Origin of the sequence: Enterobacter sp. 18A13 (assembly GCF_007035975.1) — a bacterium.
Taxonomy (GTDB): Bacteria; Pseudomonadota; Gammaproteobacteria; order Enterobacterales; family Enterobacteriaceae; genus Enterobacter; species Enterobacter vonholyi.
This window is the reverse complement of the sequence record NZ_AP019634.1, coordinates 3,223,235-3,242,995: the sequence shown is the minus strand read 5'-3', so window position 1 is coordinate 3,242,995 and position 19,761 is coordinate 3,223,235. Positions and strand designations below refer to the sequence as shown.

The window sequence follows — 19,761 nt, the reverse complement described above, 5'->3', positions numbered from 1 at the left end:
TGGCGGCCAGATTATGGCACACTTGGCAGGTTTTCTTCCTCTCAAACAGGTACTCAGACGTGAAAATCCTCGTTGATGAAAATATGCCTTACGCCCGTGAGCTGTTTAGCCGCCTGGGTAACGTAAAGGCTGTTCCTGGTCGCCCGATCCCGGTCAACGAACTGGACGATGCCGACGCCCTGATGGTGCGCTCGGTGACCAAAGTAAATGAGGCGTTGCTCGCCGGTAAGGCGATTAAGTTCGTTGGGACCGCAACGGCAGGGACCGATCATGTGGATGATAAATGGCTGAAGCAGGCCGGAATCGGTTTTTCCGCCGCACCGGGCTGCAATGCCATTGCAGTCGTGGAATACGTTTTCTCCTCGCTGCTGATGCTGGCCGAGCGCGACGGTTTTGCGCTGAAAGACCGCACCGTGGGGATTGTCGGCGTGGGTAACGTCGGCGGGCGCCTGCAAAAGCGCCTGGAAGCGTTAGGGATCCGCACTCTGCTGTGCGATCCGCCGCGCAAAGACAACGGCGAGGACGGGGATTTCCGCTCGCTGGACGAGCTGGTTGAACAGTGTGACGTGCTGACGTTCCACACGCCGCTGTTTAAAGAGGGGCCGTATAAGTCGCTGCATCTTGCCGATGAGGCGCTCATTCGCCGTCTGAAGGCTGGCACTATTCTGATAAATGCCTGTCGTGGTCCGGTAGTCGATAACGCCGCCTTGCTGACGTGTCTGAACGAAGGACAAGATCTCAGCGTGGTGCTGGACGTCTGGGAGCCGGAGCCGGACCTCAACGTTGAGCTGCTTAACAAGGTGGACGTGGGCACCGCGCATATCGCCGGTTATACCCTCGAAGGGAAAGCCCGCGGCACGACGCAGGTCTTCGAGGCCTACAGCGCGTTTATCGGCCATCCGCAGCAGGTGGCGCTGGATACCTTACTCCCCGCACCTGAATTTGGCCGCATTACTCTCCACGGCCCGCTCGATCAGGCAACGCTGAAAAGGCTGGTGCATTTGGTGTATGATGTGCGCCGCGATGATGCGCTGTTGCGTAAAGTGGCGGGGATCCCGGGCGAGTTTGATAAGCTGCGCAAGAACTACGTTGAGCGCCGCGAGTGGTCTTCCCTGTATGTGATGTGCGACGACGCCCCGGCGGCGACGCTGCTGCACAAGCTGGGGTTTAACGCCGTTCATCACCCGGCGCATTAATGTCTTCTTAATGCTCCCTGTCGGATACTCCGACAGGGACGCTTTTTTATTTCTGGAGTAAACCACCATGTCTGAAGGCTGGAACATTGCCATTTTAGGTGCCACGGGTGCCGTGGGCGAAGCCCTGCTCGAAACGCTTGCTGAGCGTCAGTTCCCGGTGGGCGATATCTATGCGCTGGCGCGTACCGATAGCGCGGGTGAGCATCTGCGTTTTAACAGTAAATCCGTCATGGTTCAGGATGCGGCGGCGTTCGACTGGACGCAGGCGCAGCTGGCGTTTTTCGCTGCAGGTGCTGAAGCCACTGCGGCGTACGTTGAAGAGGCGACCAACGCAGGCTGCCTGGTGATTGACCTGAGCGGCCTGTTCTCCATGGAGCCGGATGTGCCGCTGGTGGTGCCGGACGTGAACCCGTTTGTGCTGGCTGACTACCGCAACCGTAACGTTATTGCGGTCCCCAACAGCCTGACCAGCCAGCTGCTGACTGCACTGAAACCGCTGATCGACGACGGCGGCCTGTCGCGCATTACCGTCACCAGCCTGCTGTCGGCGTCCGCAAACGGCAAAAAGGCCGTTGACGCGCTGGCCGGGCAGAGCGCGAAGCTGCTGAACGGCATTCCAATTGATGAAGATGATTTCTTTGGCCGCCAGCTGGCGTTCAACATGCTGCCGCTATTGCCGGATCGCGAGGGCTCCGTGCGCGAAGAGCGCCGTATCGTCGATGAGGTGCGTAAAATTCTGCAGGACGATGGCCTGATGATCTCCGCAAGCGTCGTACAGTCCCCGGTCTTCTACGGTCATGCGCAGATGGTCGGCTTTGAAGCGCTGCGTCCGCTGGCTGCAGAAGAGGCGCGCGATGCGTTTGGCCGCGGGGAAGACATCGTCCTCTCTGAAGAGAGCGAGTTCCCGACCCAGGTAGGCGATGCTACCGGTAGCGCGCATCTTTCCGTTGGCTGCGTGCGTAACGACTACGGTATGCCGGAGCAGGTCCAGTTCTGGTCCGTTGCCGACAACGTTCGCTTCGGCGGCGCGCTGATGGCGGTCAAGATCGCTGAAAAACTGGTGCAGGAGTACCTGTACTGATGTCAGACGTGGAACAAACGCCGGTTCATAAAATTGCCCTCGGTATTGAATACGACGGCAGTAAATATTATGGCTGGCAGCGTCAAAATGAGGTGCGCAGCGTTCAGGAGAAGCTGGAGAAAGCGCTCTCTCAGGTGGCAAACGAGCCGATTAACGTCCTGTGCGCAGGCCGTACGGATGCCGGCGTTCACGGCACGGGGCAGGTGGTTCACTTTGAAACCACCGCCGTGCGTAAGGATGCCGCCTGGACGCTGGGCGTAAATGCGAATTTACCTGGTGACATTGCGGTGCGCTGGGTGAAAGCTGTGCCGGATGATTTTCACGCGCGCTTCAGCGCCACGGCGCGCCGTTACCGCTACGTCATCTACAATCAGCGCCTGCGTCCGGCTGTGTTAAGCCAGGGCGTGACGCATTTTTATGAACCGCTCGACGCAGAACGTATGCATCGCGCGGCGCAGTGTCTGATTGGTGAAAATGACTTTACGTCGTTTCGTGCGGTGCAGTGTCAATCCCGTACGCCGTGGCGCAACGTCATGCACATCAACGTCAGCCGTTTTGGCGCGTATGTGGTGGTGGATATCAAAGCCAATGCCTTTGTACATCATATGGTTCGGAATATTGTGGGCAGCCTGATGGAAGTAGGTGCCGGACACCAGCCGGAGAGCTGGATTGCAGACCTGCTGGCAGCGAAGGACAGAACGCTTGCGGCAGCCACGGCGAAAGCGGAAGGATTGTATCTGGTCTCAGTAGACTATCCGGAACGATTTGACCTGCCGAAACCGCCAATGGGCCCGCTGTTTTTAGCGGACTAAACAAAGGTGCAATAAGGGCTTAGACAATATGGACGTAATACGTTTTCTGGTTGATTTCATTCTGCATATTGATGTTCACCTGGCGGAGCTGGTCGCGCAGTACGGCGTCTGGGTTTACGCCATTCTGTTCCTCATTCTGTTTTGTGAAACCGGTCTGGTCGTTACCCCATTCCTGCCAGGAGATTCACTGCTGTTCGTTGCCGGGGCGTTATCGGCGTTACCCACCAATGACCTGAACGTGCATCTTATGGTTGTGCTGATGGTAATTGCCGCCATTGTCGGTGATGCGGTCAACTATACGATTGGTCGCGTATTCGGTGAGCGGCTTTTCAGCAATCCGGATTCGAAAATTTTCCGTCGCAGCTATTTAGATAAAACCCATGCGTTTTATGAACGCCATGGCGGTAAAACCATTATCCTTGCGCGTTTTGTGCCTATTGTGCGCACATTTGCACCGTTTGTGGCGGGAATGGGACATATGTCCTATCGTCATTTTGCCATGTATAACGTCGTGGGGGCGCTGCTGTGGGTACTGCTGTTTACCTACGCAGGCTACCTGTTTGGCGATCTCCCTGTGGTTCAGGAAAACCTTAAGTTACTGATTGTAGCGATTATTGTGCTTTCCGTACTGCCTGGCGTTATCGAAATTATTCGTCACAAACGTGCGGCGGCAAAACAAGCGAAGTAAATGCACGCTGGCGGTTCGACCACTTTTTTATCCAAAGTTTCGGGCTGTTATGTTTTAATGTGCAACATTCATGGTCTGTTGGAGGCAAAAATGGCATTATTCGCCTCTTATAGCAAAACTGGCATACGACCAGGTTCAGGCAGAAAGGTTATCAATGAGCTGGATTGAACGAATTAAAAGCAACATTACCCCAACGCGCAAAGCGAGCATTCCTGAAGGGGTATGGACGAAGTGTGATAGCTGCGGTCAGGTTCTGTATCGCGCAGAGCTGGAACGCAACCTTGAGGTGTGTCCGAAGTGTGACCACCATATGCGTATGTCGGCGCGCAACCGCCTGCATAGCCTGCTGGACGAAGGTTCTCTGGTAGAACTGGGCAGCGAGCTTGAGCCAAAAGACGTGCTGAAGTTCCGCGATTCCAAGAAATATAAAGATCGTCTGGCCTCCGCACAGAAAGAGACCGGCGAGAAAGACGCGCTGGTCGTCATGAAAGGCACCCTGCATGGGATGCCGGTTGTTGCCGCTGCGTTTGAGTTCTCCTTTATGGGCGGCTCAATGGGCTCCGTGGTTGGTGCGCGCTTCGTGCGTGCCGTTGAGCAGGCGCTGGAAGACAACTGTCCGCTGATCTGTTTCTCTGCCTCCGGCGGAGCACGTATGCAGGAAGCGCTGATGTCCCTGATGCAGATGGCTAAAACCTCTGCAGCGCTGGCGAAGATGCAGGAGCGCGGTCTGCCGTACATCTCCGTGCTGACCGACCCAACCATGGGAGGCGTCTCCGCGAGCTTCGCGATGCTGGGCGACCTGAACGTCGCTGAGCCAAAAGCGCTGATCGGCTTTGCGGGTCCTCGCGTTATCGAGCAGACCGTTCGTGAAAAACTGCCGCCGGGCTTCCAGCGCAGTGAGTTCCTCATCGAGAAAGGCGCCATCGACATGATCGTCCGCCGTCCGGAAATGCGCCTGAAGCTGGCGAGCATCCTGGCGAAGCTGATGAATCTGCCAGCGCCAAACCCGGATGAGCCGCGCGAAGGCGTGGTGGTACCGGATCAGGAACCCGAGGCCTGATAACTGAAAAGGGCAGGGCCGGTTGGCGCTGCCCTTTTGCTTTCTAATCTGTTAATGACAACCGGGCATTATGGAAAATAAAAGCATTCCCCAAGCCACGTCGCCCCTGGCCGCGTGGCTTTCTTATCTGGAAAACCTGCACAGTAAAACCATCGATATGGGGCTTGAACGGGTGAGCCAGGTTGCCGCGCGTCTTGATGTGCTCAAACCGGCACCTTTCGTGTTCACCGTCGCAGGGACCAACGGTAAAGGCACGACCTGCCGCACGCTGGAGTCCGTCCTGATGTCGGCCGGTTACAGGGTAGGCGTTTATAGCTCTCCACACCTGGTCCGCTACACCGAGCGGGTTCGCGTGCAAAATCGCGAACTGCCGGAATCCGCGCATACGGCGTCGTTCGCGGAAATTGAAGCCGCGCGCGGCGAGATCTCATTAACCTATTTTGAATACGGCACCCTGTCGGCCCTGTGGCTGTTTAAACAGGCGCAGCTGGATGTGGTGATCCTTGAGGTTGGCCTCGGCGGACGTCTTGATGCAACCAATATCGTGAATGCAGATGTGGCGGTGGTTACCAGCATCGCGCTGGATCATATCGACTGGCTGGGTCCGGATCGTGAAAGCATTGGCCGCGAGAAGGCCGGTATTTTCCGTGCAAATAAACCCGCCGTGGTCGGCGAGCCGGATATGCCACACACCATTGCAGACGTAGCAAATGAGAAGGGCGCGCGTCTGCTGCGCCGCGGCGTTGACTGGCAGTATGAAGTGCGTGACAACGCCTGGTGCTTTAGCGACGCGCAGGGGGCACTGGATAACTTGCCGTTGCCGCAGGTTCCGCAGCCGAACGCGGCCACCGCGCTGGCGGCACTGCGCGCCAGCGGATTGGTGGTGAGCGAGCAGGCAATCCGCAACGGCATTCAGAGCGCAATTCTGCCCGGGCGTTTCCAGATTGTCAGCGAGTCACCGCGCCTGATTCTGGACGTGGCGCATAACCCGCATGCGGCGGCGTATCTCGCGGGACGTCTCAAATCGTTACCAAAAACCGGGCACGTGCTGGCGGTTATCGGTATGCTTCATGATAAAGATATCGGCGGGACGCTGGCCTGCATGGAGAGTGTGGTCGATAGCTGGTATTGTGCTCCTCTGGAAGGGCCGCGCGGCGCGACGGCCGAGCAGTTGATGGAACATCTCGGCAAAGGCGCAATCTACAGTAGCGTGGCTCAGGCCTGGCATGCCGCGATGGCGGATGCTAAACCAGAAGATACCGTGCTGGTGTGTGGTTCATTCCACACGGTGGCACATGTCATGGAAGTGATGGACGCGGGGAGAACCGGTGGCGAGTAAGTTTCAGAACCGTTTAACAGGAACCATTGTGCTGGTCGCGCTCGGGGTGATTATTCTTCCCGGGCTGCTCGACGGGCAGAAAAAGCATTATCAGGATGAGTTTGCCGCTATTCCGCTGGTGCCTAAACCGGGTGACCGCGATGAGCCGGATATGCTGCCCGCGGCGACGCAGGCGCTGCCTGCTCAGCCACCGGAAGGCGCGGCGGAAGAGGTGCGCGCGGGCGATGCCGCAGCACCGTCGCTCGATCCGTCTCGCCTGGCGGCAGCGAGCAGCAGCGATATCGATCCGGTGCCGGTAGAGCAGCCTAAACCGGTTGAAAAACCGAAGCCGGTTGAGAAGCCGCAGCCGAAACCGCAGCGCGATAAAACGGCAGAACAGCTCGCCGCGGCGTCAGAAACCCCACCGCCAGCAAAACCGGCGCAGCAGGAAGCTGCTGCCCCAACGGGTAAAGCCTACGTGGTGCAGCTCGGTGCGCTGAAAAACGCCGACAAAGTCAACGAGGTCGTGAGCAAACTGAGAAGTGCGGGATACCGTGTTTACACTTCACCTTCCACGCCGGTGCAGGGTAAAATTACCCGTATCCTCGTGGGGCCAGAAGCGTCTAAAGACAAACTGAAAGGGTCGCTGGGTGAGCTGAAGCAGATCTCCGGCCTGAGCGGTGTGGTGATGGGCTACAGCGCAAACTAAGTACGACCTGCTCCTTTAAGAGAGAGGCGATAAGCCACGGCGTTGAACATTTTTTCAGCGCCTTTTTTATTTACGCGCGGGAAGGAAATCCCTACGCAAACGTTTTCTTTTTCTGTTAGAATTCGCCCCGAACTGGATGACAGGGCGTTTAATCGTGGGACACATATGGTCTGGATTGATTACGCCATCATAGCGGTGATTGGTTTTTCCTGTCTGGTTAGCCTGATCCGTGGCTTTGTTCGTGAAGCGTTATCGCTGGTGACTTGGGGTTGTGCTTTCTTTGTCGCCAGTCATTACTACACTTACCTGTCTGTCTGGTTCACGGGCTTTGAAGATGAACTGGTCCGAAACGGAATTGCCATCGCGGTGCTGTTTATCGCAACGCTGATTGTCGGCGCTATCGTGAATTACGTGATAGGTCAGCTGGTCGAGAAAACCGGTCTGTCAGGAACGGACAGGGTGCTCGGGATCTGTTTCGGAGCGTTGCGAGGCGTGCTGATTGTGGCCGCGATCCTGTTCTTCCTGGATACCTTCACCGGGTTCTCCAAAAGCGAAGACTGGCAGAAATCGCAGCTCATTCCAGAGTTCAGCTTCATCATCAGATGGTTCTTTGACTATCTGCAAAGCTCGTCGAGTTTTTTGCCCAGGGCATAAACCCTGAGATGTGGCTTAACGAGGAAAAGACGAATGTGCGGTATTGTCGGTATCGCCGGTTTCATGCCGGTAAACCAGTCGATTTATGACGCGTTAACGGTGCTTCAGCACCGTGGGCAGGATGCTGCGGGTATCATCACCATTGATGCAAACAACTGCTTCCGTTTACGCAAGGCGAATGGCCTGGTAAACGATGTGTTTGAAGCCCGCCATATGCAGCGTCTGCAAGGTAATATGGGGATCGGTCACGTTCGTTATCCTACTGCTGGCAGTTCCAGCGCCTCCGAGGCACAGCCTTTCTACGTCAACTCACCGTATGGCATCACCCTTGCCCATAACGGCAACCTGACGAACGCACATGAGCTGCGTAAAAAGCTGTTCGAAGAGAAACGTCGCCACATTAACACCACCTCTGATTCTGAAATCCTGCTCAATGTGTTTGCCAGCGAGCTGGATAACTTCCGTCACTACCCGCTGGAAGCAGACAACATCTTTGCCGCGATTGCCGCGACAAACCGTCAGATCCGCGGCGCGTACGCCTGCGTTGCGATGATCATCGGTCACGGTATGGTCGCCTTCCGCGATCCAAACGGCATTCGTCCGCTGGTGCTCGGTAAGCGCGACCTTGGCGATGGCCGTACTGAATATATGGTTGCCTCTGAAAGCGTGGCGCTGGATACCCTGGGCTTCGAATTCCTGCGCGACGTTGCGCCGGGCGAAGCGGTCTACATCACCGAGAAGGGTCAGCTGTTTACCCGCCAGTGTGCCGATAACCCGGTCAGCAACCCGTGCCTGTTTGAATACGTTTACTTTGCCCGTCCGGATTCCTTCATCGACAAGATTTCCGTCTACAGCGCGCGCGTCAACATGGGCACCAAGCTGGGCGAGAAGATTGCCCGCGAGTGGGACGATCTCGACATCGACGTGGTTATTCCTATCCCGGAAACCTCCTGCGATATCGCGCTGGAGATCGCCCGCATTCTGGACAAGCCATACCGTCAGGGCTTCGTGAAGAACCGCTACGTTGGCCGCACGTTTATCATGCCGGGGCAGCATCTGCGCCGTAAGTCCGTGCGCCGCAAGCTGAACGCCAACCGCGCGGAGTTCCGCGACAAGAACGTTCTGCTGGTGGATGACTCCATCGTTCGCGGCACCACCTCTGAGCAGATTATCGAGATGGCGCGCGAAGCGGGTGCGAAGAAAGTCTACCTGGCCTCTGCTGCGCCGGAGATTCGCTTCCCGAACGTGTACGGTATTGATATGCCAACCGCCAACGAGCTGATCGCTCACGGTCGTGAAGTGGATGAAATTCGCCAGATCATCGGTGCCGACGGCCTGATTTTCCAGGATCTGAACGATCTCATCGACGCGGTGCGTGCCGAGAATCCGGAAATTCAGCAGTTTGAATGCTCCGTGTTTAACGGTATTTACGTGACCAAAGACGTTGACCAGCAGTACCTCGACTATCTTGATTCACTGCGCAACGACGACGCCAAAGCCGTCCAGCTGCAGAACGATCTCGAAAGCTTAGAGATGCACAACGAAGGTTGATGCTCCGGCAGGTGAGGGCGAATGCCCTCACTTGCAACTCCCCGCAAAATCCTGCACAGTCTGCCCTGAAATCAGTAAGGGCAAAAATCATGAAACGATTCATTGTTGGGCTCAGCGGCGCCAGCGGCGCGATTTACGGCGTACGTTTGTTACAGGTTCTGCGTAGCGTGGCGGACGTCGAAACCCATCTGGTGATGAGCCAGGCGGCGCGGCAGACCCTCTCTCTGGAAACCGATCTCTCCCTGCGCGATGTTCAGGCGCTGGCGGATGTCGTTCACGATGCCCGTGATATCGCTGCCAGCATCTCCTCAGGCTCGTTTAAAACGGCCGGCATGGTTATCTTGCCCTGTTCAATTAAAACGCTCTCCGGCATTGTGAACAGCTATACGGACACCCTGGTGACGCGCGCGGCGGATGTGGTGCTGAAGGAGCGGCGTCCCCTGGTGCTGTGCGTGCGGGAAACGCCGCTGCACCTGGGCCATCTGCGCTTAATGACGCAGGCTGCGGAGCTGGGGGCTGTCATCATGCCGCCGGTACCCGCGTTCTATCATCGCCCGACCTCGCTGAATGACGTGATTAATCAGACCGTTAACCGCGTGCTGGATCAGTTTGACATCGACCTGCCCGAAGATCTCTTCAGCCGCTGGCAGGGAGCCTGAATCTGTGCACAAAACAGGTGCATGAAAAGACAAGTTGCCCTGTTTCAGGGCAATTATGCAACGGCGATCATATCCTCGACATTTAATTCGTTTTTTCCCTTTTTCTCTTTCCGGTTCGTTCGGCAGACCTGCTATCTTTCACCATTAAGGCAATATCGCAACGTTTTATTAACATATTTAACGTCGAAGTTTTGACCAGACGGCAATGTGGCATAAGACCTGCAAGATGAAGCCTGCAACACAACACACAACACAATACATAATAAAATCACGGTACTTGAGGGTAAATGTATGAAGAAGACGGTTCTGGCTCTGTCTTTGCTCGTGGGGTTAAGTGCGGCAGCAGGTAGCTACGCAGCGCTTCCACAGACGGTTCGTATCGGTACAGACGCAACCTACGCGCCATTCTCTTCCAAGGATGCGAAAGGTGATTTCGTAGGGTTTGATATCGATCTGGGTAATGAAATGTGCAAGCGCATTGCGGTGAAATGCACATGGGTGGGCAGCGACTTTGACGCGTTAATCCCGTCGCTGAAAGCCAAGAAAATTGACGCCATTATCTCTTCTCTCTCCATCACCGAAAAACGTCAGCAGGAGATTGCCTTCTCTGACAAGCTCTACGCCGCGGATTCTCGCCTGATTGCGCCGAAAGGCTCCCCGATTAAGCCCACCATCGACTCTCTGAAGGGCAAACACGTCGGCGTGCTTCAGGGCTCGACGCAGGAAGGCTATGCCAATGCTAACTGGCGTGAGAAGGGCGTAGACGTGGTGGCTTACCAGAACCAGGATCTGATTTACTCTGACCTGGCGGCAGGCCGTCTGGATGCTGCATTCCAGGATGAAGTCGCCGCGAGCGAAGGCTTCCTGAAGCAGCCTGCGGGCAAAGAATTCGCGTTTGCTGGCCCGTCTGTAAAAGACAAAAAGTACTTTGGTGACGGCACCGGTATTGGCCTGCGTAAGGATGATACCGAGCTGAAAGCCGCCTTCGACAAAGCCTTTGCAGAGCTGCGTAAAGACGGTACTTACGACAAACTGGCGAAGAAATACTTCGACTTCAACGTATACGGTGAATAACACCTGGCGGTAACGCACCGGAGAGGTGCGTTGCGGGAGCGGTTGACCCAATACAGTGCATTAAATGCACTGTATTGGATCGCTTTGTGCATACTTACGCATTTATAATGCAAAAATTCCCGCCTGAAGGGCATTAGTCTTTGCCTGGCAGAGGGGATTAATGGCACATTAGCACCACCCCGTCGTCGTAAAAATCCCGTATGAAGACAGTTTGTTGAGGATAAATATGAAAAAACTCGTGTTGTCACTATCTCTGGTACTGGCCTTTTCCAGCGCCACCGCGGCATTCGCAGCCATTCCGCAGAAAATCCGAATTGGTACCGATCCAACCTATGCGCCGTTCGAATCGAAGAATTCAAAGGGTGAACTGGTCGGTTTTGACATCGATCTGGCCAACGAGCTGTGCAAACGCATCAAAGCACAGTGTACCTACGTTGAGAACCCGCTGGATGCGCTGATCCCGTCCCTGAAAGCGAAAAAAATCGACGTAATCATGTCCTCGCTCTCCATCACCGAAAAACGCCAGCAGGAGATTGCCTTCACCGACAAACTCTATGCGGCCGATTCACGTCTGGTGGTAGCTAAAGCTTCTGACATTCAGCCAACGCTGGAGTCGCTAAAAGGCAAACGCGTCGGCGTGCTGCAGGGCACCACGCAGGAAACCTACGGCAACGAACACTGGGCGCCGAAGGGGATTGAAATCGTCTCCTATCAGGGCCAGGAAAATATCTACGCTGACCTGACGGCAGGCCGAATTGATGCGGCATTCCAGGATGAAGTCGCGGCAAGCGAAGGCTTCCTGAAAACGCCGGTGGGTAAAGATTACAAGTTTGGCGGCCCGTCCATTAAGGACGTGAAGTTGTTTGGTGTGGGCACCGGTATGGGCCTGCGCAAAGAAGACAACGAGCTGCGTGAGGCGCTGAACAAAGCGTTCGCTGAAATGCGTGCTGACGGTACCTACGACAAGCTGGCGAAAAAGTACTTTGATTTTAATGTTTACGGCGGCTAATCGCCCCGTCAAATAACGTGCGGCCCCTCCCGCTGCGGGAGGGGAAAAGACACGGTTCCACCACTCACGATACGACAGGGCTCGCGGTATGCTGTACGGATTTTCTGGCGTTATTTTACAGGGCGCGCTTGTCACCCTTGAGCTGGCTATCAGCTCCGTGGTGCTGGCGGTGCTGATAGGTCTGGCAGGCGCAGGGGCGAAGCTTTCGGCTAACAAACCGCTGGCGCTGATTTTTGAAGGCTACACCACGCTTATTCGCGGCGTTCCCGATCTGGTGCTGATGCTGCTTATCTTTTACGGTCTGCAGATTGCGCTGAACAGCGTAACGGACGCGATGGGCATGGGACAAATTGATATCGACCCGATGGTGGCCGGTATTATTACCCTCGGTTTTATCTACGGCGCCTACTTCACCGAAACCTTCCGCGGCGCCTACATGGCCGTGCCGAAAGGCCACATTGAGGCGGCAACCGCATTTGGTTTTACCTCTTCACAAACGTTTCGTCGGATTATGTTCCCGGCCATGATGCGCTATGCGCTCCCGGGCATCGGCAACAACTGGCAGGTTATCCTTAAAGCCACGGCGCTGGTCTCGCTGCTCGGTCTGGAAGACGTCGTGAAAGCGACTCAGCTGGCGGGCAAGAGCACCTGGGAGCCGTTCTACTTTGCGGTGGTCTGCGGCGTGATCTATCTGGTCTTTACGACCGTCTCCAATGGTGTGCTGCTTCTTCTCGAGCGTCGCTACTCCGTGGGTGTGAAGAGGGCTGACCTGTGATTGAGATTATTCAGGAATACTGGAAATCGCTGCTGTGGACAGATGGCTACCGCTTTACCGGCGTGGCGATTACCCTCTGGCTGCTGATCTCCTCCGTGGTGATGGGCGGTATTCTGGCGGTGTTTCTCGCCATTGGCCGCGTGTCGAACAATAAATTCATCCAGTTCCCGATCTGGCTGTTCACCTACGTATTTCGCGGTACGCCGCTGTACGTGCAGCTGCTGGTGTTCTATTCGGGGATGTATACGCTTGAGATCGTAAAAGGCACTGAGATGCTGAATGCGTTCTTCCGCAGCGGTCTGAACTGTACGGTGCTGGCGTTGACGCTCAACACCTGCGCCTACACCACCGAGATTTTCGCGGGGGCGATTCGTTCGGTTCCATACGGTGAGATAGAAGCTGCGCGGGCCTACGGCTTCTCGTCGGTGAAACTCTACCGCTGCATCATTCTGCCGTCGGCCCTGCGTATTGCGTTACCGGCGTACAGTAATGAAGTGATTTTGATGCTGCACTCCACCGCGCTCGCTTTTACCGCGACGGTGCCGGATCTGCTCAAAATCGCGCGCGATATTAACTCCGCGACCTATCAGCCGTTTACCGCGTTTGGCATTGCGGCGGTGCTCTATTTAATTATCTCTTATGTTCTGATTAGCCTGTTCCGTAAGGCTGAAAAACGCTGGTTGCAGCATATAAAACCTTCTTCGACGCACTGAGAAAGATGATGGCTGAGAACAAATTAAACGTTATTGATTTGCACAAACGCTACGGCGAACATGAAGTGCTGAAAGGGGTGTCGCTGCAGGCAAATGCTGGCGACGTAATCAGTATCATCGGCTCATCCGGCTCGGGGAAAAGTACCTTCCTGCGCTGCATTAACTTCCTCGAAAAGCCGAGCGAAGGCTCGATTGTGGTGAGCGGGCAGAATATTAACCTGGTCCGTGACAAAGACGGACAGCTGAAGGTTGCGGATAAAAATCAGCTACGCCTGCTGCGTACCCGCCTGACGATGGTTTTTCAGCACTTCAACCTCTGGAGCCACATGACGGTGCTGGAGAACGTGATGGAAGCGCCGGTTCAGGTGCTGGGCCTGAGCAAGCATGAAGCTCGCGAGCGCGCGGTGAAATACCTGGCGAAAGTGGGCATCGACGAGCGCCAGCAGATGAAATACCCGGTGCATCTCTCCGGCGGTCAGCAGCAGCGTGTCTCCATCGCACGCGCGCTGGCGATGGAACCCGAGGTGCTGCTGTTCGACGAACCGACCTCCGCGCTGGACCCCGAACTCGTTGGCGAAGTGCTGCGCATCATGCAGAAGCTGGCCGAAGAGGGCAAAACGATGGTGGTGGTGACGCACGAGATGGGCTTCGCCCGTAACGTCTCGAACCACGTTATCTTCCTGCATCAGGGGAAAATTGAAGAGCAGGGGCACCCGGACGAAGTGCTGGCGAACCCGCAAAGCCCGCGTTTGCAACAGTTCCTGAAGGGGTCGTTGAAGTAGATTTTGTCTTTCCCCTCTCCCTGTGGGAGAGGGGCGAGGTGAGGGCATCAGGCCGCACCGCACTCCAACCTGTACACCCAGTCGTCATAGCGCACGCCGTCAATCTCATACGCCTTTTCCAGCACCTGCGTACGCACGAACCCGACTTTCTCCAGCACCCGCACCGACCCGCCGTTGTCCGCCAGGACATACGCGTTAATCGCTCTCACGCCGGTCTGGTTGAACGCATAATCACACACCGCGCGCAGCGCCTCGCTGGCGATACCTTTCCCTTGCGCGGCAGGTACAACCGTATAGCCGATATCCGCCTCTTCACGATTCTCTGCGCTGATTTGCAGGCCGATATCGCCCAGCGGCGTATCATCATTCCGGGAGCGAATGACAAACACATGAGCAGCAGCGAGTCGCGCGGCAAACACGCGTCGGGTCTCTTTTTCCGGCGCGATGGCGGCCATGTAGCGCATGATACTGCGATCTTCTCGTAGCGAGCGGAAGAAGGCCCAGTCAGTGGGTTCGAAAGGGGTGAGGTAAAGCCGGGGTGTGGTGATGGTTGCCATTGTTACGCCATATCTTCGGAACACGGCCTGTCACTGTACCATATTCACCGCACCACATCCCCCAGCGCCTCTTCTAATTCATACCAGCGGAACGCAAACCCGGCCGCTTCCAGCCGTTTGGGCAGTGCCCGCTGCCCGCCTAATACCAGAACAGACGCTTCACCCATCATCAGGCGAATAACCGTCGCAGGCACGCGCAAAATTGCCGGACGGTGCAGGGCATGCCCCAGCGCGTGGGCAAACTGTTCATTACGCACCGGATACGGCGCAACCATATTGAACGGCCCGCGCAGATCGTTATCCAGCAGCCAGAGAATCCCGTTGACCATATCGTCGATATGGATCCAGGCCAGGTACTGACGACCATTACCGATGGGGCCACCGAGTCCGAGCCGGAAAGGGGGAAGCATCTTAGCCAGAATGCCGCCTTTCGGCGCGAGAACGACACCGGTCCGCAGCAGGCAGACGCGGGTCCGCTCGCTCTGCGCCGCGCAGGCGATACGCTCCCACTGGGCGCAGAGCTTATGGGTAAACTCGTTATGGGGCGGCTCTTCCTCGGTTACAACCACCTCGCCAAGATCGCCGTAGTAGCCCACTGCGGAACCCGAAATCAGCACCGAAGGCGGCGTGTGGCTATTGCGGATCAGCTCGACCAGCTTTTCGGTGATGTTCCACCGGCTGCTGCACAACAGCTGTTTTTGCTCTTCCGTCCAGCGCTTATCGGCGATGGGTTCACCCGCGAGGTTAATGACGGCGTCGAAGCCGTCCAGATTTTGCTGCTCGGCCAGATTTTTCCAGATATCAACACCTGCCCCCAGCACCTGGCGCGCTTTCTCCGGGCTGCGCGTGACCACGGTAATGTCGTGATGCAAGGCCTGCAGACGCGCAATGAGGTGACGACCAATCAGGCCTGTACCGCCGGTCAGCAAAATCTTCATACAACCTCCAGGTTTACGCCTGGCGCCGCCAGCTTAACGTCATGGAGACGGAATCGGCGTAGCGCAGGGCGTGAAGTTTATCGATCTCAACTTCAGCATAAGTGACCCAGTGATGTTCGCGTGCGATATCGAGCACATCCTGAGTTAATTTTTCCAGCAGAGAAAAGCGGTTATTCTCAACGTACTGGATGATGTTTTTGGTGATTGTGCGGTAGTTCAGCGCGTCGTTGATGTCTTCGCTGGCCCGCGCTTTGTCTGCGGGGTAGTGAATTACCACGTTAATGACAATATCCTGACGGTTGGCGATCTCTTCCTCTTTGATGCCGATGAAGGTACGCAGGCGTAAATTTTTTATGCGAATAATAGCGTCTGGCTGTGACATTGCAGGTCTTCTCCGTGTCAGTATTTCCTGCCCATAATACATGAGAGCTTCACAGGCACCCAGCCTCATACCGGGTTAAATTTGCTGGATTTTTTGCATCGCCCGCTCGGTCGCCGGGCGGGTCCGGATGCGCTCAAACCAGTTGTTCACCGCCGGGAAAGCGGCCAGGTCAATGCGGTGTTTTTCATGCGTATTCACCCACGGCCAGCAGGCGATATCGGCAATACTGTAATGATCGCCCCCGAGCCACGGCGTTTTCTTCAGCCGACGGTTCAGAACGTCATAGAGTCGTTGAGTCTCAACCTGATAGCGTTCTATCGCGTAAGGAATAGGCTGCGGGGCGTAAGCGGTAAAATGATGATTTTGTCCCAGCATGGGGCCCAGCCCGCTTGCCTGCCAGAAAAGCCATTGCAGGGTATGGTGACGCTCGCGCAGTTCGCCGCTCAGCAGCTTGCCGGTTTTCTCCGCCAGATAGAGCAAAATTTCACCGGATTCAAACAGGCTCAATGGTCTGCCCCCGTCCGCCGGCTGGTTATCAATAATGGCCGGGATTTTATTATTCGGCGAGATAGCCAGAAAGAGAGGGCTGAACTGTTCGCCTTTGCTGATATCCACGCGAATGATCCTGTAATCCAGCTCGGCTTCTTCAAGAAAGAGGGTGATCTTATGGCCGTTTGGGGTAGGGGCGTAATAAAGGTCGATCATTCTCAACTCCTGTCCATGCGAATAGTGGTGCCATGACAAATGAGTATAGGTGGTTGTTGTAAATCGTGAGTTTTCATCAAGTGACAGCGAGGCAAAGAGATTATATGTTGAGTAAAAACCGATCAGCCTATGAGGATGTTATGAACCAGCCCGTCATCACGTTGTGGTCCGATGCGAATTTCTTTTCTCCCTATGTTATGAGCGTATACGTTGCGCTGGCCGAAAAAGGGCTCACCTTTACGCTGAAGACCGTTGATCTCGACGGCGGTGAACATCTCAAACCACAGTGGCAGGGTTACGACCTGACCCGACGCGTGCCGGTGCTGGAGATTGACGGTTTTGCCCTGAGCGAATCGTCGGCGATCGATGAGTATCTGGAAGATCGGTTCGCCCCCCCGGAGTGGGAACGTATCTATCCTCACGATCTGCAAAAGCGCGCGCGGGCGCGGCAGATCCAGGCGTGGCTGCGTAGCGATCTGGTGCCGATTCGCGTCGAACGCTCGACGGACGTCGTGTTTGCCGGGGTGAAAAAGCCGGCGCTGAGCGCAGAAGGTGTAGAAAGCGCGAAGAAACTGATTGAAACCGCCACCTCGCTGCTTGCCCATGGCAACCCGAATCTTTTTGGCGAGTGGTGCATTGCCGACGCCGATCTGGCGTTGATGCTAAACCGCCTGATCCTCAACGGTGATGAGGTGCCGCAGCTGCTGGTGGATTATGCTGCGTTTCAGTGGCAGCGTGCCTCCGTGCAGCGCTATGTGGCACTCTCGGCTAAGCGCGCGGGCTGATAAGCCCAGACGCTTAAGGTATGATGGGGGCAGTCTGTTTTACCGAGGAGTGACTGATGAAACTGATGTTTGCGTCGGATATCCATGGATCGCTGCCCGCAACCGAGCGTGTCCTTTCCCTGTTTGAGAAAAGCAGTGCACAGTGGCTGATTATTTTGGGCGACGTGCTGAATCACGGCCCGCGCAACGCGCTGCCGGAAGGCTATGACCCTGCGCGGGTCGCGGAAAAACTCAACCCGTATGCCTCGCGCATCATCGCCGTTCGCGGCAACTGTGACAGCGAAGTGGACCAGATGCTGCTGCATTTTCCCATTACCGCGCCGTGGCAGCAGGTGCTGCTCGAACAACACCGCCTGTTCCTGACCCACGGACATCTTTTCAGCCCGGATAATCTCCCGGCTCTCGCGGCTGGCGATGTCCTGGTTTACGGTCATACTCATATTCCGGTTGCGGAAAAACGCGGTGAGATTTATCACTTTAATCCGGGCTCGGTCAGCATCCCAAAAGGCGGATATCCTGCGAGCTACGGCATGCTGGAAGGAAATACCTTGAGCGTTATCGCACTTAATGATCAGCAAGTTATTGCGCAGGTAGCGATTAATCCGTAAGTTACACCTCAACTGCAAACGCGCCGAAAGAGCGCTTAGAAGAGAAGGTTTCCCGATGGTGGAGCAGAGTCATTTGGCAAGTACAGAGTGGGTTGACATTGTCAGCGAAGAGAATGAAGTGATCGCGCAGGCCAGTCGCGAACAAATGCGTGCGGAGCGTCTGCGTCACCGTGCAACGTACATCGTTGTGCATGACGGTATGGGCAAAATTCTGGTCCAGCGCCGCACGAACACCAAAGATTTTCTCCCGGGTATGCTGGATGCCACCGCAGGCGGTGTTGTCCAGGCAGATGAAGTGCTGCTGGATTCCGCGCGTCGCGAAGCAGAAGAAGAGTTAGGCATCGCCGGTGTGCCGTTTGCCGAGCACGGTCAGTTCTATTTCGAAGACGAAAACTGTCGCGTCTGGGGCGGGCTGTTTAGCTGCGTTTCTCACGGCCCGTTTGCCCTGCAGGAAGAAGAGGTGAGTGAAGTCTGCTGGATGACACCGGAAGAAATTACCGCGCGTTGCGACGAGTTTACGCCGGATTCATTAAAAGCGCTGGCGCTGTGGATGACCCGCAACGCCAAAAACGAATCGACCAAATCAGAGAAAGAGGAAGAGGCTGAGTAAGCTTCAGCAACTCTCTCTCAGACACAGACTGGACGCGATGGGCTTTTGATCGCGCCAGTCGCCGCCAATCAGTCGCTCCAGTAGTGCTTTCCCGGCTTCAACTCCAATCTTACGATGCGGCACCGCCATCGTCGTCAGCGGCGGCTGACAGACGCGGCTCACGTCGCTATCGCCAAACCCTACCACTGCCAGATCGTCCGGCACTTTGATTCGCCTGCGCTGGCACTCGTATAGCGCGCCGCAGGCCAGCTCGTCAGAGACGCATACCAGCGCATCCAGCTCCGGCCACGCCAGCAGGAATTCAGGCAGCTGCGCCGCGCCGGTCGAGAAGCTCGGCGGCATCGCCGCGTTAATGACCCGGTTCGGCGACATATGGTGGCGAAGCATGGCCTTGTACCAGCCCTGCAGATGCTGCTGGAAAATCCACTGCTCCTGGTTGGCGCACAGGAGGCCAATATTTTGGTAGCCGCGCTTAATCACCATTTCCGTGAGCTCATACATGGCCGCTACGTTATCAATCCCGATATTCATATCAATCGGGTCGGCGCGCATGGCGCCCATCTCCATCACCGGAATAGAGGCGTTTTTCAGCCAGTGGCGAACGGTATCGGTATGTTCAACGCTGAGCAGGATAGCGGCGGCAATGTTCGACGCCAGCAGCGTCTCCAGCAGTTTCTCCTCCTGCTCCAGGCGATGCTGGGATTCTGCCAGCATGATCTGATACCCGGCAGGTTGCAGCACCTGCTGTAGCCCGGCGAACATCTCCGAGCAGCCGGCTTCGGAGAGGTTGGGCACCACCATGGCTATTGTCCACGACGACGCCGAGGCAAGCGCGCTGGCGGCAAGATTAGGCATATAACCCAGCTCCTGCACGGCAGCTTCAATTTTTTCTCGTAGTTTATCGGAAACCTGTTCGGGCGTGCGGAGTGCACGGGACACGGTCATCGTGCCCACACCGGCAAGCTGTGCGACATCGGCGAGTGTCACTTTACCAGTACTGCGCCGTTTTCGGGTTAGAGACATACACCTTCCTGCTGACCAGACGCGTTCTTCATTTCCTTCGCTTCACGTGACAGGCAGTATACGCCTTAAATC

General features: G+C 56.0%; 23 protein-coding genes. 18 read left to right on the top strand and 5 right to left on the bottom strand.

Going from position 1 to position 19,761, the window contains the following annotated elements; all coding sequences use genetic code 11:
- The first annotated feature begins 59 nt into the window (after positions 1–59).
- From pdxB to hisP, 15 genes are all read left to right on the top strand, one after another.
- Positions 60–1,196 carry a 4-phosphoerythronate dehydrogenase PdxB gene (gene pdxB, locus FOY93_RS15660; protein WP_111965253.1) on the top strand — a complete coding sequence of 379 codons (1,137 nt, stop codon included), beginning with the start codon at positions 60–62 and terminating at the stop codon, positions 1,194–1,196.
- A gap of 67 nt (positions 1,197–1,263) precedes the next feature.
- Positions 1,264–2,277, top strand: a complete 1,014-nt coding sequence (locus tag FOY93_RS15655) for an aspartate-semialdehyde dehydrogenase (protein WP_032646629.1) — start codon at positions 1,264–1,266, stop codon at positions 2,275–2,277.
- Entirely contained in the window at positions 2,277–3,089 is an 813-nt protein-coding gene (gene truA, locus FOY93_RS15650) for a tRNA pseudouridine(38-40) synthase TruA (RefSeq protein WP_111965254.1), read from the top strand. Before FOY93_RS15655 ends, truA begins: the two co-directional genes overlap by 1 nt.
- Before the next feature lie 28 nt (positions 3,090–3,117).
- A complete protein-coding gene (locus FOY93_RS15645) occupies positions 3,118–3,777 on the top strand; it encodes a DedA family protein (RefSeq protein ID WP_133294864.1) in 660 nt (219 codons plus the stop codon).
- Positions 3,778–3,931: 154 nt separating this feature from the next.
- Entirely contained in the window at positions 3,932–4,837 is a 906-nt protein-coding gene (gene accD / locus FOY93_RS15640; protein WP_111965256.1) for an acetyl-CoA carboxylase, carboxyltransferase subunit beta, read from the top strand.
- A gap of 70 nt (positions 4,838–4,907) precedes the next feature.
- Positions 4,908–6,176 carry a bifunctional tetrahydrofolate synthase/dihydrofolate synthase gene (gene folC / locus FOY93_RS15635; RefSeq protein ID WP_136195499.1) on the top strand — a complete coding sequence of 423 codons (1,269 nt, stop codon included), beginning with the start codon at positions 4,908–4,910 and terminating at the stop codon, positions 6,174–6,176.
- The gene (gene dedD, locus FOY93_RS15630; RefSeq protein ID WP_045402682.1) at positions 6,166–6,864 is read left to right on the top strand and encodes a cell division protein DedD; all 699 of its coding nucleotides are present in this window, start codon (positions 6,166–6,168) and stop codon (positions 6,862–6,864) included. Before folC ends, dedD begins: the two co-directional genes overlap by 11 nt.
- A 165-nt stretch (positions 6,865–7,029) precedes the next feature.
- Complete coding sequence (cvpA, locus tag FOY93_RS15625) at positions 7,030–7,518, top strand: colicin V production protein (protein ID WP_000262116.1); 489 nt, start codon at positions 7,030–7,032, stop codon at positions 7,516–7,518.
- Positions 7,519–7,551: 33 nt separating this feature from the next.
- A complete protein-coding gene (gene purF, locus FOY93_RS15620; protein ID WP_021241570.1) occupies positions 7,552–9,069 on the top strand; it encodes an amidophosphoribosyltransferase in 1,518 nt (505 codons plus the stop codon).
- A gap of 89 nt (positions 9,070–9,158) precedes the next feature.
- Entirely contained in the window at positions 9,159–9,728 is a 570-nt protein-coding gene (locus FOY93_RS15615) for a UbiX family flavin prenyltransferase (RefSeq protein WP_143345352.1), read from the top strand.
- A 291-nt stretch (positions 9,729–10,019) separates the two neighbouring features.
- On the top strand, positions 10,020–10,802 hold the full coding sequence (gene argT, locus FOY93_RS15610; protein ID WP_023616063.1) for a lysine/arginine/ornithine ABC transporter substrate-binding protein ArgT: 783 nt from the start codon (positions 10,020–10,022) through the stop codon (positions 10,800–10,802).
- 226 nt (positions 10,803–11,028) lie between these two features.
- On the top strand, positions 11,029–11,811 hold the full coding sequence (gene hisJ / locus FOY93_RS15605; RefSeq protein ID WP_023336423.1) for a histidine ABC transporter substrate-binding protein HisJ: 783 nt from the start codon (positions 11,029–11,031) through the stop codon (positions 11,809–11,811).
- 88 nt (positions 11,812–11,899) lie between these two features.
- On the top strand, positions 11,900–12,586 hold the full coding sequence (locus FOY93_RS15600; RefSeq protein WP_014832782.1) for a histidine ABC transporter permease HisQ: 687 nt from the start codon (positions 11,900–11,902) through the stop codon (positions 12,584–12,586).
- A complete protein-coding gene (locus FOY93_RS15595) occupies positions 12,583–13,299 on the top strand; it encodes an ABC transporter permease (protein WP_008502590.1) in 717 nt (238 codons plus the stop codon). The genes FOY93_RS15600 and FOY93_RS15595 overlap by 4 nt, the downstream gene beginning before the upstream one ends.
- 8 nt (positions 13,300–13,307) lie before the next feature.
- Entirely contained in the window at positions 13,308–14,081 is a 774-nt protein-coding gene (gene hisP, locus FOY93_RS15590) for a histidine ABC transporter ATP-binding protein HisP (protein WP_014832781.1), read from the top strand.
- 47 nt (positions 14,082–14,128) lie between these two features.
- Here the strand turns inward: hisP and FOY93_RS15585 are convergent, their stop codons facing one another.
- From FOY93_RS15585 to yfcG, 4 genes are all read right to left on the bottom strand, one after another.
- Positions 14,129–14,638, bottom strand: coding sequence for a GNAT family N-acetyltransferase (locus tag FOY93_RS15585; RefSeq protein WP_143345351.1), 510 nt, complete (start codon positions 14,636–14,638; stop codon positions 14,129–14,131).
- Between the two features lie 44 nt (positions 14,639–14,682).
- A complete protein-coding gene (locus FOY93_RS15580) occupies positions 14,683–15,576 on the bottom strand; it encodes a TIGR01777 family oxidoreductase (protein WP_127731804.1) in 894 nt (297 codons plus the stop codon).
- Between the two features lie 13 nt (positions 15,577–15,589).
- Complete coding sequence (folX, locus tag FOY93_RS15575) at positions 15,590–15,958, bottom strand: dihydroneopterin triphosphate 2'-epimerase (RefSeq protein ID WP_023312555.1); 369 nt, start codon at positions 15,956–15,958, stop codon at positions 15,590–15,592.
- A 75-nt stretch (positions 15,959–16,033) separates the two neighbouring features.
- Entirely contained in the window at positions 16,034–16,663 is a 630-nt protein-coding gene (yfcG, locus tag FOY93_RS15570; protein WP_133294860.1) for a GSH-dependent disulfide bond oxidoreductase, read from the bottom strand.
- A gap of 140 nt (positions 16,664–16,803) precedes the next feature.
- Between yfcG and yfcF the strand changes: the two genes are divergently transcribed.
- The 3 genes from yfcF to yfcD are packed head-to-tail and all read left to right on the top strand — an operon-like array spanning position 16,804 to position 18,666.
- On the top strand, positions 16,804–17,448 hold the full coding sequence (gene yfcF, locus FOY93_RS15565) for a glutathione transferase (protein WP_127731800.1): 645 nt from the start codon (positions 16,804–16,806) through the stop codon (positions 17,446–17,448).
- 56 nt (positions 17,449–17,504) lie between these two features.
- Positions 17,505–18,056 (top strand): phosphodiesterase, encoded by a 552-nt coding sequence (gene yfcE, locus FOY93_RS15560; protein WP_143345350.1) that lies wholly within the window; start codon positions 17,505–17,507, stop codon positions 18,054–18,056.
- Positions 18,057–18,111: 55 nt separating this feature from the next.
- On the top strand, positions 18,112–18,666 hold the full coding sequence (yfcD, locus tag FOY93_RS15555; protein ID WP_127731796.1) for an NUDIX hydrolase YfcD: 555 nt from the start codon (positions 18,112–18,114) through the stop codon (positions 18,664–18,666).
- 3 nt (positions 18,667–18,669) lie between these two features.
- On the opposite strand, the gene FOY93_RS15550 is transcribed toward yfcD, so the two are convergent.
- Positions 18,670–19,689 (bottom strand): LacI family DNA-binding transcriptional regulator, encoded by a 1,020-nt coding sequence (locus FOY93_RS15550; RefSeq protein ID WP_133294858.1) that lies wholly within the window; start codon positions 19,687–19,689, stop codon positions 18,670–18,672.
- Between the last annotated feature and the right edge of the window lie 72 nt (positions 19,690–19,761).

Excerpts from the sequence above, each read along its gene's own strand:
- FOY93_RS15655 (WP_032646629.1), top strand. The coding sequence starts at position 1,264 with ATGTCTGAAGGCTGGAACATTGCCATTTTAGGTGCCACGGGTGCCGTG.
- truA (WP_111965254.1), top strand. The coding sequence starts at position 2,277 with ATGTCAGACGTGGAACAAACGCCGGTTCATAAAATTGCCCTCGGTATT.
- FOY93_RS15645 (WP_133294864.1), top strand. The coding sequence starts at position 3,118 with ATGGACGTAATACGTTTTCTGGTTGATTTCATTCTGCATATTGATGTT.
- accD (WP_111965256.1), top strand. The coding sequence starts at position 3,932 with ATGAGCTGGATTGAACGAATTAAAAGCAACATTACCCCAACGCGCAAA.
- folC (WP_136195499.1), top strand. The coding sequence starts at position 4,908 with ATGGAAAATAAAAGCATTCCCCAAGCCACGTCGCCCCTGGCCGCGTGG.
- cvpA (WP_000262116.1), top strand. The coding sequence starts at position 7,030 with ATGGTCTGGATTGATTACGCCATCATAGCGGTGATTGGTTTTTCCTGT.
- purF (WP_021241570.1), top strand. The coding sequence starts at position 7,552 with ATGTGCGGTATTGTCGGTATCGCCGGTTTCATGCCGGTAAACCAGTCG.
- FOY93_RS15615 (WP_143345352.1), top strand. The coding sequence starts at position 9,159 with ATGAAACGATTCATTGTTGGGCTCAGCGGCGCCAGCGGCGCGATTTAC.
- argT (WP_023616063.1), top strand. The coding sequence starts at position 10,020 with ATGAAGAAGACGGTTCTGGCTCTGTCTTTGCTCGTGGGGTTAAGTGCG.
- hisJ (WP_023336423.1), top strand. The coding sequence starts at position 11,029 with ATGAAAAAACTCGTGTTGTCACTATCTCTGGTACTGGCCTTTTCCAGC.
- FOY93_RS15600 (WP_014832782.1), top strand. The coding sequence starts at position 11,900 with ATGCTGTACGGATTTTCTGGCGTTATTTTACAGGGCGCGCTTGTCACC.
- hisP (WP_014832781.1), top strand. The coding sequence starts at position 13,308 with ATGGCTGAGAACAAATTAAACGTTATTGATTTGCACAAACGCTACGGC.
- FOY93_RS15585 (WP_143345351.1), bottom strand. The coding sequence starts at position 14,638 with ATGGCAACCATCACCACACCCCGGCTTTACCTCACCCCTTTCGAACCC.
- FOY93_RS15580 (WP_127731804.1), bottom strand. The coding sequence starts at position 15,576 with ATGAAGATTTTGCTGACCGGCGGTACAGGCCTGATTGGTCGTCACCTC.
- folX (WP_023312555.1), bottom strand. The coding sequence starts at position 15,958 with ATGTCACAGCCAGACGCTATTATTCGCATAAAAAATTTACGCCTGCGT.
- yfcG (WP_133294860.1), bottom strand. The coding sequence starts at position 16,663 with ATGATCGACCTTTATTACGCCCCTACCCCAAACGGCCATAAGATCACC.
- yfcF (WP_127731800.1), top strand. The coding sequence starts at position 16,804 with ATGAACCAGCCCGTCATCACGTTGTGGTCCGATGCGAATTTCTTTTCT.
- yfcE (WP_143345350.1), top strand. The coding sequence starts at position 17,505 with ATGAAACTGATGTTTGCGTCGGATATCCATGGATCGCTGCCCGCAACC.
- yfcD (WP_127731796.1), top strand. The coding sequence starts at position 18,112 with ATGGTGGAGCAGAGTCATTTGGCAAGTACAGAGTGGGTTGACATTGTC.
- FOY93_RS15550 (WP_133294858.1), bottom strand. The coding sequence starts at position 19,689 with ATGTCTCTAACCCGAAAACGGCGCAGTACTGGTAAAGTGACACTCGCC.